Source organism: Streptomyces sp. NRRL F-6676 (assembly GCF_000725625.1).
Classification (GTDB): Bacteria; Actinomycetota; Actinomycetes; order Streptomycetales; family Streptomycetaceae; genus Streptomyces.
Genome location: NZ_JOHS01000025.1, coordinates 1 through 12,459, shown reverse-complemented (window position 1 = coordinate 12,459; position 12,459 = coordinate 1). Strand labels below are relative to the sequence as shown.

The following is a 12,459-nucleotide window of genomic DNA, read 5'->3' as shown; positions in this document are numbered from 1 at the left end:
GGCCGCCTCGCGCGGCGGAGGGGTCTACGTCGAGTGGCAGCGGGGTCTACGTCGCGCGGCGGCGGGGTCCACGGCGAGTGGCGGCGGGGCCTACGTCGGGTTGAGGCCGTGGCTGCGCAGCCACGGCAGCGGGTCGATGGCCGAGCCGCCGCCGGGCCGGACCTCGAAGTGCAGGTGCGGGCCGGTGGAGTTGCCCGAGCTGCCGGAGTACGCGATCGGCTGGCCGGCCTTCACGGTCGTACCGGAGGCGACGCGGTAGCTGGAGAGGTGGCAGTACCACGTCTCCGTGCCGTCCTTCGCGGTGACGATCGCCATGTTGCCGTACGCGCTGTTCCACTGCGTGCGCACGGTGCCGTCCGTCGCCGCCATCACCGTGGTGCCGAACGACACCGGGAAGTCGATGCCCGTGTGTACGGACATCCAGTTGACGCCGGCCTGGCCGAAGTAGGCGCTGAGCCCCTTCTGCGTGACCGGGAGGACGAACTTGGGGCGCAGCCGCTCCTTGCGGGCCGCCTCCTGCGCCGCCCTCTTCTTCTGGGCCGCCTGCTGGGCCTTGAGGTCCATGCGCTCCTGGGTGCGGCTGGCCCGGTCCGCGAAGTCGTCCGCGCCCGCGGAGAGGCTCTTGAGCTGGGTGTCCAGCTTGTTGTTTGCGGCGACCGGCTGCACCGCGGTGGCCTCGGAGGAACCGGCGGCCGTCGTCTCCTTGCCGTCGTCCCCGCCGAAGTCGACGGTGGCGGCGGCGATGGAGGCGACCCCGATGACGCAGACCGAGGGCACCGCGACGGTGAGCAGCGCGGAACGTTTTGCCGGAGCGCGACGGCGGGAGCGGGAGGCGGCACGGGCCGCGGTCCGCGTGAGCGGGGCGGACGCGTGCTCCTCCTGGCCGTCGAGGAGCGGGGGAACGTCCTCGCCGCCGTCCGGCCCGGCCGCCCCGAACTCCTCGAACGACTCGAACGTCGCGGTGGCCTGCTGGTCGAAGGGGACGGCCTGTTCGACGACGGCGGTGGCGGCGTGGTCGAACGGCTCGGCCGCCTCGAAGACCGCGGTGGCCGGGTGGTCGAAGGAGTCCGCCGGCTCGAAGGCGGCGGTCGCCTGGCGGCCGAACGGTTCCTCGGCCGACGCGCTTTCCTGTGCGAGGCCCTCGTGCTGTTCCTGCGCGCCGGTTCCGGCGCCCCCGTTCCACTGCGTGGCGTCGTACACGCCGCTGTCGAAGGTCTGGGTGCCCCACGCCCACTGCTGGGTGGCGCCCGCGCCGTCGGACTGCTCCGCCTGCTGCCACGCCTGTGCGTTCCACTGCCCGGTCGCCTCGGGGGCCGAGCCCTGGGCGGGGATGCCGTTCAGGGGCTGGTAGCCGTCGGTCCAGGCGGACGCGTCGTGGGCGCCGGAGTCGTAGAGGGACTGCTGCGGGGCCGCGTACGGATCGTAGGGCGGCAGGTGGTGGAGGTCGGTGCCGTACGTCTGGCCGGGGTCGGCCCACTGGTCGGTGCCGTACGCGCCGGTGCCGGGGAAGTCGCCGAAGAGCGGGTCGCTGCCGAAGGGGACGGACTGCTGTCCGCCGCTCGGTCCCGTCGTCGTCGCGGTGGGGTAAGCGGTGGCGGAGGGATCACCGTAGGGGGTGAACTCGCCGTACCGGGCTTCCTCTCCGCCGTACGGCGTGTAGGACGCCGAGGCCGCTTCGGAAGCCGGGGCCGGGGAGGTAGTGGTCCCCGACGGGTGACGGTCGTTCACCAACTTCTCTTTCGCCTCGACAACAGGGGCTGGCAGAGCAGTGCGGCGACTGTACCCGGCGGTATGCGGGCGCGACAATCTTCTGCGGGTTTCGCCCCCGGGGGAAACGGGCATTCGACCGTCTTTCGGGGGGCGTTGGACACGGCCTTGGCCTTATGTTCGAGGCGCGTTCGAGTGTGGCGGTCGTGGTGCGCGGTGCGTCGGTCAGGGGCCGACTGGCTGGGCGGGGCTTACATGGGCGGGGCTCGCGTGGGTGGGCGAGCCGTGTTCGCGCGGGTGCGGGTGCGCGTGGCCGGCGGGGGAAACGGGGCTGGCGGGGTGGGGGAGGGTGAAGGTGTGTCCCGCCGTGTGATTTCCCCCTCTGTGTGCGGCGGGGATCGGCTGGTTGCGGGATGCTGTAGATAACGTTCGTTCACTTCGTTTGGACGTCGTTCGGGCGTCGGCCGGCCTCGTTCGGGAGGTTGTTCGACGTCGGGCAGTCGTCGCTGGTAGTCGCTTGTCGTCATGGAGGGAGTGGTGGGTGTGGCAGCGGGACCGATCCGTGTGGTGGTGGCCAAGCCGGGGCTCGACGGTCACGATCGCGGGGCCAAGGTGATCGCGCGGGCGCTTCGGGACGCGGGGATGGAGGTCATCTACACCGGGCTCCACCAGACGCCGGAGCAGATCGTCGACACGGCGATCCAGGAGGACGCCGACGCGATCGGGCTGTCGATTCTGTCCGGGGCGCACAACACGCTCTTCGCGGCGGTGATCGAGCTGTTGAAGGAGCGGGACGCGGAGGACATCAAGGTGTTCGGGGGCGGGATCATTCCGGAGGCGGACATCGTGCCGTTGAAGGAGAAGGGGGTTGCGGAGATCTTCACGCCGGGGGCGACGACGGCGTCGATCGTGGAGTGGGTGCGGGGGAATGTGCGGCAGCCGGCGGGGGCGTAGGGCGGGGGTGCGGGGCGTGTGACGGCGGTGGTTTTTTCGCCCCCGCCGCCCCTGCCCTTCCCGCCCTCCAGGGGCTCCGCCCCTTCGACCCCGGAGGTGGGTGGGACGCGGGGGCTCCGCCCCCTGCACCCCCCGAAAGACGTGAGGGGCTCCGCCCCCGGAGCAGCCACGGCGCTCCGCCCCCACCCCAAGGGAGCTCCGCCCCCTGGACCCCCGAAAACGCCTGGGGCTGCGCCCCCGCATCCCCGGATCGCCCGGCCAACCCAGGGGCGCGGGGAACTGCGCGGGCAACCACGATTCACCCGCACCCGAACACGCGGCTCGGCCACCCCCTTCAGGGGCGCGGGGAACTGCGCGACCCGCCGCCACGGGGCCGCACTCGCCGTACGACTTCGCCCTCACCCCCTCTCGCGCAACCGGAAGTCAGTGGCCGGTCCGTGCCGGCGGAGGGGTCAGTTCGTCGGCCATCGTCGCGCGTAGTCGCAACGTTGCCGTCAGGCGTTGGAACGCCTCCGCCCAGTAGCCCCCCGCCCCCGGCGCCGAGCCCTCCGTCTCGTCGGGGGTCGCGGTGAGCGACTCCAGCCGGTTCGCCTCCGCAGGAGCCAGGCAGCGTTCCGCCAGGCCCATCACCCCGCTGAAGCTCCACGGGTAACTCCCGGCATCCCGTGCGATGTTGAGCGCGTCCACCACCGCCCCTCCCAGTTCCTCCGCCCACGGGACCGCGCACACGCCGAGGAGCTGGAACGCCTCCGACAGCCCGTGCGTTCCGATGAACCCGGCCACCCACGCCGCCCGCTCCGCCGCCCCGAGCGTGCCGAGGAGCTTCGCCCGTTCCGCCAGGGACACCGCGCCCGGGCCCCCGGCCTCCGGCGCGGACGGTATGCCGAGGAGCGCCCGCGCCCACCCGGGGTCCCGCTGCCGTACCGCCGCCCGGCACCACGCCGCGTGCAGCTCGCCCTGCCAGTCGTCGGCCACGGGCAGGGCGACGATCTCCTCCGGTGTACGGCCCCCGAACCGGGCCGGCCAGGTCGCGAGCGGTGCGGCGTCCAGCAACTGGCCCAGCCACCAGGAGCGTTCGCCGCGCCCGGCCGGCGGCTGGGCCACCACTCCGTCGCGCTCCATGCCCGCGTCGCACTCGTGCGGGGCCTCCACCACCAGCGTCGGCACCCGGCCGGTCACGTCGACCGCCACGCACGTGGCCGCCCGCCGGCCCATGCGCGCGGCCAGTGCCGACCCCGGCAGCGCCGACAGCAACTCCGCCGCCGTGGCCCGTACGTTGCGACTGCGGTCGGCGAGGGCCTGCTCCAGGAACGGCTCGTCCTCGGGTCCGAGCCCCGTCCGCAGCGAGTCGAGGAACATCAGCCGGTCCTCGGCCCGCTCCGTCGGCCACGTCGTCGACAGCAGCGCACGGCCGGCGGCGGGCGTGCGAGCCCTGAGCGCCGTGAGCAGTGCCACACGCTCGGCGAACAGGCCCTTCTGCCACAGCTCCCGCACCCGGTCGGACTCCTCGGCCGACGGCAGTTCCGCACCGCCGCCCGGCGCGGCCCGCAGGGCGAACCGCCAGTCCGGGTTGAGCCGGGCCAGCCACAGCGCCCGCGGTCCCGCGAAGGCGAGTGCCGCCGGGCGCAGGTCCGTACGCCCCCGCGCCGCGTCCAGCAGCGCCGGCAGCGCTTCGGGCGGCGCCGCGAAACCCCGCTCGTTCGCCAGCGACAGCCACTGCGGGAGCAGCTCCCTCAGATCCGGCGCCGCTCCCCGACGACCGCCCGCCGTCCCGGGCCGGTCCGTCAGCAGCGCCGCCAGCCGGCGCGCCGCCGCGGGCGGCAGCGGGGGGCGCGGGTCGGGCTCGGCGGGCGCCGGCCGGGCGGCGGCGGGCGCGGCGCGCAGCCCGGCCCGCCGCCGTACGGTCGCCACGGCCGCGGCGTCCAGCAGGGCCGCCGGTGCCTCGCGGCCGGGCGGCAGCCCCGGCGGCGTCCGGCGGTCGGTGCCCAGCAGGGCCGCCGTCACCAGTTCCTCCCAGCGGAGCGGGCCGGGAGCGGAGCGGGTGCTGCTCATACGCGTTCCTTCCGTGAGGAGAAGAGGGGGCGGGCGAGGGAGGCAGACGGCGCTGTGCGCGGGGCCGGGGTCAGCACAGCGCCACCGCCTCTCCGGTCCCCTCCGGCCAGGCCGTCAGCGGGGTGAAGCCGCGGTGGCCGCACTCGCCGAAGACCGTGACCGGGGCGCCGCCCGACAGGGCGACCAGGCGCCACAGGCCAGGTCGGGATACGGCCGCCGCGGTGACGGGCAGCGCCAGGTCGCCGTCCGCGTCGGCCAGTTGCCAGGCGCCCTCCCCGGCCGGGACCGGCACCACGCGGCGCAGCGTCACCGGGCAGGCGTCCAGCCACGGATCGTCGCGCAGGGCCTCGCCGTAGCGGGCGGCGGCCTCGGCCGGACCGCTGCCCGGCGGGCGTATCGGCACCGGGCCGGGGGCCGAGAACCGCTCGCCCAGGGCCACCCGCAGCCGGCCCGCCCCGGGGTACGCCACCGTCTCCGCGTCCAGCGCCAGCCCCACCGGCAGGGACAGCTCCGGCGCCCGGCCCCCGCCCCCGTACGACAGGACCAGCGCCGTACGGCCGGATGCGGTGCCGTGCAGCCAGATCCGGCGGGTGGTGAGCCGGCTGTCCTGTGTGTCGTACTGGGCCAGCACCAGCCAGCGGTCCCGCACCGGCGGTTCCGCGGGCGAGGCGGGCAGGCCGATCCGCGAGCGGACCGTCGCCGCCAGGCCGTCGGGCAGTTCGCCGTGGCGCAGCCAGCCCCGGTCGAGGAGGTGGAGCAGCGCGCACTCCTCCAGCAGCCGGGCGGGCCAGCCGGGACCCGACCCCGGTATCGCCCCCAACTCCCGTACACCCGCGGCAAGTCCGGGCGCCTGCGCGTCGACCATGCGGGCCGCCGTCTCCTCCCACAGCCCGTACCCCTTCTCCTCGGCGGCGGCCAGGCCCCCGCGCAGCAGATCGGCCAGCCGCTGCTCCAACTCCGTGGCCCCCGCCGTGATCCGGGCCGCCCGCAGCTCCGCCCGGCGCCGGGCCGCCCGGGGATCAGCCGGCCCGGACCCGGCGGGCCCGGGATCAGCCGGCCCGGACCCGGCGGGCCCGGGATCGGCCGGCTCGGATCCGGCGGGCTCGGACCCGGCGGGCTCGGAACCGGCCGGCTCGGAACCGGCGGGCCCGGAACCGGCCAGCCCGGATCCGGCGGGCCCCGGATCAGTGGGCGTGGAACCGGTGGGCACGGGGTCGGTGGGCGTGGGTCCCGTGAGCCCGGAAATCCTGGGACCGGAGCTTCCGCCGTAGTCCGCCGTCCGCTCTTCCTCCGCCCGCCGCGTTCCGCGAACCGTGGCCGCCCCCTCCCGTGCACTGCCCGCGTCCGGGCGCGGACCGGCCGCCCCGGACGCGGCATCCGCCGCGCCCGGCGTGGCGTCGGACGCCGCGCCCGGCACAGCGCCGGACGTCGGTGCCGGGATCTGGTCCGTGGCCCGGCGCACCCCCGCATCACTCATGCCAACGACGGTAGATCCCGCCACTGACAATCCGCCCTGCGCGAGCGTCTGTGCAGGTCAGAGCGATTGTCAGTGGGGTGGTGCAGGGTGGAACCAGATCCGGACCGGCCGAGCTGGAGGGGGACCTGCCCATGCCTGCGCCCGTGGAAGAGACGACCACCGCACACGGCGGAACCGACGACGACAACGTGCACGCGACGAAGGCCGCCGGGGTACTGCGGCCACACGCCGAGGACGCGTTCGCCGGTGAACTCGCCGCACTGGCCGCGCGGGACGACCGCCCGCGCCCGCCCCGCTGGAAACTGTCGCCGTGGGCCGTGGCGACGTACCTGCTCGGCGGGACGCTGGCGGACGGCACGGTGATCACACCGAAGTACGTGGGCCCGCGTCGCATCGTCGAGGTCGCCGTCACCACCCTCGCCACCGACCGCGCCCTGCTCCTGCTCGGCGTGCCCGGCACCGCCAAGACCTGGGTGTCGGAACACCTCGCCGCGGCCGTCAGCGGCGACTCGACGCTGCTGGTCCAGGGCACCGCCGGCACCCCGGAGGAGGCGATCCGCTACGGCTGGAACTACGCGCAACTGCTGGCCCGCGGCCCCAGCCGGGAGGCGCTGGTGCCGAGCCCGGTGCTGCGCGCGATGGCCGCGGGAATGACCGCCCGCGTCGAGGAACTGACCCGCGTTCCCGCGGATGTCCAGGACTCGCTCATCACCATCCTGTCCGAGAAGTCTCTGCCGATACCGGAACTGGGAGAGGAGGTGCAGGCCGTCCGCGGTTTCAACCTCATCGCCACCGCCAACGACCGTGACCGCGGGGTCAACGAGCTCTCCAGCGCCCTGCGCCGCCGTTTCAACACGGTGGTGCTGCCCCTGCCGGAGACGGCCGAGGCCGAGGTCGAGATCGTCACCCGCCGGGTCGACCAGATCGGCCGCGCACTCGACCTGCCCGCGGCGCCCGACGGCATCGACGAGATCCGCCGCGTCGTCACCGTCTTCCGCGAACTGCGCGACGGCGTCACCGCGGACGGTCGGACGAAGCTGAAGTCGCCCAGCGGCACTCTCTCCACGGCAGAGGCGATCTCCGTGGTCACCGGCGGGCTCGCCCTGGCCGCCCACTTCGGTGACGGCGTACTGCGGCCGGGCGACGTCGCCGCGGGCGTCCTGGGCGCCGTCGTCCGGGACCCGGCGGCCGACCGGGTCGCCTGGCGTGAGTACCTGGAGGCGGTCGTCCGGGAGCGGGAGGGGTGGGCGGACTTCTACCGGGCCTGCCGGGAGGTGAGCCCATGACCGGCACGGGGCCGCTGCTGCTCGGCGTCCGTCACCACGGACCGGGCTCGGCGCGGGCGGTGCGGGCCGCGCTCGACGCGGCGGCTCCCGGAACCGTACTGATCGAGGGGCCGCCGGAGGCCGATCCGCTGATCCCGCTCGCGGCGGACGAGGCGATGCGGCCGCCGGTCGCGCTGCTCGCCCACGCGGTGGACGAACCGGGGCGCTCGGTGTTCTGGCCGCTGGCCGAGTTCTCCCCGGAGTGGGTGGCCCTCCGCTGGGCGCTGGAGCACGACGTGCCCGCCCGCTTCATCGACCTTCCGGCCGCGCACACCCTGGCCTGGGAGCGGGAAGACGCCGACGACGCCGACGAGGCCGGGGAGACCGACGGCGCCGGGGAGACCGACGAGGCCCAGCGCGTGCGGGTCGATCCGCTCGCCGTGCTCGCCGACGCCGCCGGGTACGACGATCCCGAGCGCTGGTGGGAGGACGCGGTCGAACACCGGGGCGCCGCGGGGGACGCCCTCGCGCCGTTCGCGGCGCTCGGCGAGGCGATGGCCGCGCTCCGGGAGACCTACGGCGACGGCGGGCACGCGCGGGACCTGGTCCGCGAGGCGTACATGCGGATCCAGGTGCGGGCGGCGGTCAAGGAGTTCGGAGACCGGGTGGCCGTGGTGTGCGGGGCCTGGCACGTGCCCGCGCTGCGGGAGCGCACCACCCTGGCCGCCGACCGGGCGCTGGTGAAGGGCCTGCCCCGGGTGAGGGCCGACATGACGTGGGTGCCGTGGACCCACGGCAGACTGTCCCGGGCGGGGGGCTACGGCGCGGGCATCGAGTCACCCGGCTGGTACGGCCATCTCTTCGCCGCCCCGGACCGGCCCGTCGAACGGTGGCTGACCAAGGTGGCCGGGCTGCTCCGGGCCGAGGACCGGATGGTGTCGTCCGCCGACGTCATCGAGGCGGTACGGCTCGCGGAGACGCTCGCGGTGCTGCGCGGCCGGCCGCTGCCCGGGCTGACCGAGACGCTCGACGCCGTGCGGGCGGTGCTGTGCGAGGGCTCGGACGTGCCGCTGGCGCTGGTGCGGGACCGGCTCGTGGTCGGGGAGGTGCTGGGAGAGGTCCCCGACTCGGCGCCCGCGGTGCCCCTTCAGCGGGACCTCGCCCGGCACCAGCGGCGGCTGCGGCTGAAACCCGAACCGTCGGCGCGCGAGGCCGAACTGGACCTGCGCAAGGAGACCGACGCGGGGCGCAGCCGGGTGCTGCACCGGCTGCGACTGCTGGGCATCGGCTGGGGCGAGCCGACCGGAGGCCGCGCCGGCACGGGCACCTTCCGGGAGACCTGGCGGCTGCGCTGGGAACCCGAACTGGCGGTGCGGGTGGCGGAGGCGGGGGTGTGGGGAACCACGGTGCTCGCCGCCGCGACCGCGAAGGCCGAGGCGGAGGCGTTGTCCGCGCGGGGGCTCGCCGAGGTCACCGCGCTCGCCGAACGGTGTCTGCTCGCCTCGCTCCCGGACGCGCTGCCGGTGGTGATGCGGGTCCTCACCGACCGCGCGGCACTCGACACCGACGTGGGCCACCTCGCCCAGGCCCTGCCCGCGCTCGTCCGCTCCCTGCGCTACGGCGACGTGCGCGGCACGGACGCCGGGGCCCTGGCCGAGGTCGCCGGGGGCCTGGCCGAGCGGGTGTTCGTCGGCCTCCCGCCCGCCTGTGCCGCGCTCGACGCCGAGGCCGCGGCGGAGCTGCGGGGCCATGTCGACGCCGTGCACGGGGCGGTGGCGCTGCTGGCCGAGGGGACCGGGCCGCCGGTCGGCCGCGGCGGCCTGCGCCGGCGCTGGCACGCGGTGCTGCGGGTGCTGTCGGCGCGGGACACGGTCGCGGGGCTCGTGCGCGGCCGAGCCGTACGGCTGCTGCTCGACGACGGTGTGCTGGCCGAGGGGGAGGCGGCCCGGCTGATGGGGCTCGTCCTGTCGCCGGGCACGCCGCCGGCGGACGCGGCCGCATGGATCGAGGGGTTCCTCGGGGGCGGCTCCGGCGGCGGAATGCTGCTCGTGCACGACGAACGGCTGCGGGGGCTGGTGGACGCCTGGCTCACGGGGGTCCCCGCGCAGGCGTTCGACGACGTACTGCCCCTGCTGCGGCGCACGTTCGCGGCGTACGAGGCGGGGGTGCGCAGAACGCTCGGCGAACTGGTGCGGCGCGGTCCCGGGGCGCGGGGGAGCGCGGGGCACGGGGGCGCGGGCGTCCCGGGGTTCGGGGACGGCCTCGACGCGGAGCGCGCGGACGCCGTACTGCCGGTGCTGGGGCTGCTCCTCGGCCTGACCGGCCTCCCCGGCCTCCCCGGCACGGAGGAGAAGGAGGAGCCGCCGTCCGCCGGACTTCCGCGCACCGGTCTCCCGCGCACCGGCCTTCCACACGCCGGTCTCCCGCGCGACGGCGGGCGGGACGCGTTCAACGGGTACGGGGAGGCGGCGGTATGACGGCGGAACAGCAGGTGCCGCGGGCGCCGGGGACACCGGACGGGCCGGCCTCACCGGACGGACCGGACGGACCGGGCGCACCGGGCGCGGCGGAGGAGCGGTTGCGGCGGTGGCGGCTCGTACTCGGTGGGGGCGGTGCGGACGGCACCGGGCAAGAACTCGCCGGGCGGGACGCGGCGATGGACGGCGCGCTGGGCGCGCTCTACGGGAAGGAGGAGAAACCGGCGTCGGGCCGGGACCGTTCGGCGGGGCTCGGGGCGTCCGCGCCGTCGGTCGCCCGCTGGCTCGGGGACATACGGACGTACTTCCCGGCCTCCGTGGTGCGGGTGATGCAGCGGGACGCGATCGACCGGCTCGGCCTGGCCACGCTGCTGCTGGAGCCGGAGCTGCTGGAGGCGGTGGAGGCGGACGTCCACCTCGTCGGCACCCTGCTCTCCCTCACCAAGGCGATGCCCGAGACGACGAGGGAGACGGCACGGGCGGTGGTGCGCAAGGTGGTCGAGGAGTTGGAGAAGCGGCTCGCCACCCGCACCCGGGCCGCGCTCACCGGCGCCCTCGACCGCGGCGCCCGGGTCGCCCGGCCCCGCCACGGCGACATCGACTGGAACCGGACGATCGCGGCCAACCTCAAGCACTACCTGCCCGAGCACGGCACGGTCGTGCCGGAGCGGCTCGTCGGGCACGGGCGTGCGTCGCGGTCGGTGAAGAAGGAGGTGATCCTCTGCATCGACCAGTCGGGGTCGATGGCGTCGTCCGTCGTGTACGCGTCCGTGTTCGGGGCGGTGCTGGCGTCGATGCGGTCGATCGCCACACGGCTCGTCGTCTTCGACACGGCGGTGGCCGATCTGACGGACCGGCTCGACGACCCGGTCGACGTCCTGTTCGGCACGCGGCTCGGCGGCGGCACGGACATCAACAGGGCGCTGTCCTACTGCCAGTCGAGGATCACCCGGCCCGCCGACACGGTCGTGGTCCTCATCAGCGACCTCTACGAAGGGGGGATACGCGACGAGATGCTGAAGCGGGTGGCGGCGATGCGGGCGTCGGGGGTGCGGTTCGTGGCGCTGCTCGCGCTGTCCGACGAGGGGGCGCCCGCCTACGACCGCGAGCACGCGGCGGCCCTCGCGGCGCTCGGGGCACCGGCGTTCGCGTGCACGCCCGAGCTGTTCCCCGAGGTGATGGCGGCGGCGCTCGAGAAACGGCCGCTGCCGATACCGGACGTGGGCTGAGGGAGGGGAGGAGGCGAGGAAGCGAGGAAGCGAGGGGCTTGCGCGGGCTCGGAGGCGGCGTGCGAGTATCGGTGCTCCTTCGCTCGTACCCCTCTGGTTCCGCCCGTCCCACGGAGGCTGTCCCGCCTTGGTCCCGCCCGCCGCGCCGCACCCCGCAGGCGCCGTCCTGCGCGTCGCGCGCACGGCGGCCGTCCGACGTGCGCTGCGACTGGCGCTGCTGGTGGGCGGGTTGGTGGTGCTCGGGCTCCTGTACGGGGGGAGGGCACAGGCGGCGGAGGGGGCGCCGGTGCCGGTGGCCGACGGGCCGGTGACGGTGACGGATGCGCCGGTGACCGACGTGCCGGCGGTCGTGGCCCAGGCGACGTCGGCCGTGGTCGAGGCGGCGCCCGGTGCGGCGCCTGCTTCCCGTGCGGCGAGTACGGGGAGCGCGGCGAGTACGACGAGCGCGGCGAGCGCGGCGCGGGGCGGCGGTGCCGACAGCACGCCTCACAAGCACAGCCGTCGTAACGCACCGGCCGCACCCAGCGCGGCGGCCGCTCCCGGCCTCCGAGATGCCGTGGCCGGGGTGAGCGGTGCTGTGCGGCAGGTGGTCGTGCCGGTTGCCGGCGGGTTGGTGCGACCGGTGGTGGAGGAGGCCGTGGCGCCGGTCGGCGGGGTCATCGAAGCGGTCACGGGTGGGCTGGGGGATGTGACGGTGCTGTTGCCGCAGGTCCCGGCGCTGCCGCTTCCGCTGCCCGTGGCTTCGGTACCGCTCGTGCCCGTGCCGGTCACCCCGTCGGAGCCGGCAGCCGGGCTCGTACGGGAGCCGCCCGCGTCGTCGGCGCCGGAGCGGGCGGTGGCGGAGCGGGCGGTGGCGGAACCGCGGGAGCGGGCGGAGCCGGTGGTGTCCGTCGCGCACGGGCCGTGGCCCGGGGGTGCCGAGGTGGCGGCCCTGGCCGAGGCGGGGAGCGCGGGCCGGGCGGCGGAGTCCGCCGCACGCGCCGGGCAGCTTCCCGCGCCCCTGCCCCAGTCGCCCGGCGGTGACCCGTCCGGGCTGCGGGGCGAGCGGTCCGCCGTCGACAACGGCGGCCCCCGGCACGGCGACGCGCACGCCGTGCCCTTCCACCACCGCGCGCTGCCGAGGCTCGCGCCCGGCGCCGTCGCGGAGTGCGTCGCCCCCGGAACGCGGGACCTGGACGGGACGGTTCCGGAGCCCCCGGACTAGTAGTGCTTCGTTACGTTGGGTGATCTCGCCTGGTGTTGGGCATCTTCTCGGTATGAGGTTGGGGGAGGTGGAACGGCTCCGGGGTGAGTTGGCG

The 12,459-nt window shown here is 75.7% G+C and carries 8 protein-coding genes; 5 read left to right on the top strand and 3 right to left on the bottom strand.

The genetic code is table 11. The features are described from left to right. Nucleotides 1–90 precede the first annotated feature (90 nt). Entirely contained in the window at nt 91–1,728 is a 1,638-nt protein-coding gene (locus IO29_RS17480) for a M23 family metallopeptidase (RefSeq protein WP_030380414.1), read from the bottom strand. Between the two features lie 516 nt (nt 1,729–2,244). On the opposite strand from IO29_RS17480, the gene IO29_RS17475 reads away from it, so the two are divergent. Beyond that, on the top strand, nt 2,245–2,661 hold the full coding sequence (locus tag IO29_RS17475; protein WP_030380413.1) for a coenzyme B12-dependent isobutyryl CoA mutase small subunit: 417 nt from the start codon (nt 2,245–2,247) through the stop codon (nt 2,659–2,661). A gap of 423 nt (nt 2,662–3,084) precedes the next feature. Here the strand turns inward: IO29_RS17475 and IO29_RS17470 are convergent, their stop codons facing one another. Both IO29_RS17470 and IO29_RS17465 read right to left on the bottom strand, forming a co-directional pair. Then, on the bottom strand, nt 3,085–4,713 hold the full coding sequence (locus IO29_RS17470; RefSeq protein ID WP_030380412.1) for a DUF5691 domain-containing protein: 1,629 nt from the start codon (nt 4,711–4,713) through the stop codon (nt 3,085–3,087). 70 nt (nt 4,714–4,783) lie between these two features. Continuing rightward, nucleotides 4,784–6,190 carry a hypothetical protein gene (locus tag IO29_RS17465; protein ID WP_078618323.1) on the bottom strand — a complete coding sequence of 469 codons (1,407 nt, stop codon included), beginning with the start codon at nt 6,188–6,190 and terminating at the stop codon, nt 4,784–4,786. Between the two features lie 131 nt (nt 6,191–6,321). On the opposite strand from IO29_RS17465, the gene IO29_RS17460 reads away from it, so the two are divergent. The 4 genes from IO29_RS17460 (at nt 6,322) to IO29_RS38550 (ending at nt 12,365) form a co-directional block, all read left to right on the top strand. Continuing rightward, nucleotides 6,322–7,476, top strand: coding sequence for an ATP-binding protein (locus IO29_RS17460; protein WP_030380410.1), 1,155 nt, complete (start codon nt 6,322–6,324; stop codon nt 7,474–7,476). Continuing rightward, nucleotides 7,473–9,932, top strand: a complete 2,460-nt coding sequence (locus IO29_RS17455; RefSeq protein WP_234307547.1) for a DUF5682 family protein — start codon at nt 7,473–7,475, stop codon at nt 9,930–9,932. The genes IO29_RS17460 and IO29_RS17455 overlap by 4 nt, the downstream gene beginning before the upstream one ends. Further along, nucleotides 9,929–11,161, top strand: a complete 1,233-nt coding sequence (locus tag IO29_RS17450; RefSeq protein ID WP_033225839.1) for a VWA domain-containing protein — start codon at nt 9,929–9,931, stop codon at nt 11,159–11,161. The genes IO29_RS17455 and IO29_RS17450 overlap by 4 nt, the downstream gene beginning before the upstream one ends. Before the next feature lie 127 nt (nt 11,162–11,288). Further along, nucleotides 11,289–12,365, top strand: coding sequence for a hypothetical protein (locus IO29_RS38550; RefSeq protein ID WP_158709343.1), 1,077 nt, complete (start codon nt 11,289–11,291; stop codon nt 12,363–12,365). The last annotated feature ends 94 nt before the right edge of the window (nt 12,366–12,459 follow it).

Coding starts and splice junctions, on each gene's coding strand:
- IO29_RS17450 (WP_033225839.1), top strand. CDS start 9,929: ATGACGGCGGAACAGCAGGTGCCGCGGGCGCCGGGGACACCGGACGGG.
- IO29_RS17460 (WP_030380410.1), top strand. CDS start 6,322: ATGCCTGCGCCCGTGGAAGAGACGACCACCGCACACGGCGGAACCGAC.
- IO29_RS17455 (WP_234307547.1), top strand. CDS start 7,473: ATGACCGGCACGGGGCCGCTGCTGCTCGGCGTCCGTCACCACGGACCG.
- IO29_RS17470 (WP_030380412.1), bottom strand. CDS start 4,713: ATGAGCAGCACCCGCTCCGCTCCCGGCCCGCTCCGCTGGGAGGAACTG.
- IO29_RS17465 (WP_078618323.1), bottom strand. CDS start 6,190: ATGAGTGATGCGGGGGTGCGCCGGGCCACGGACCAGATCCCGGCACCG.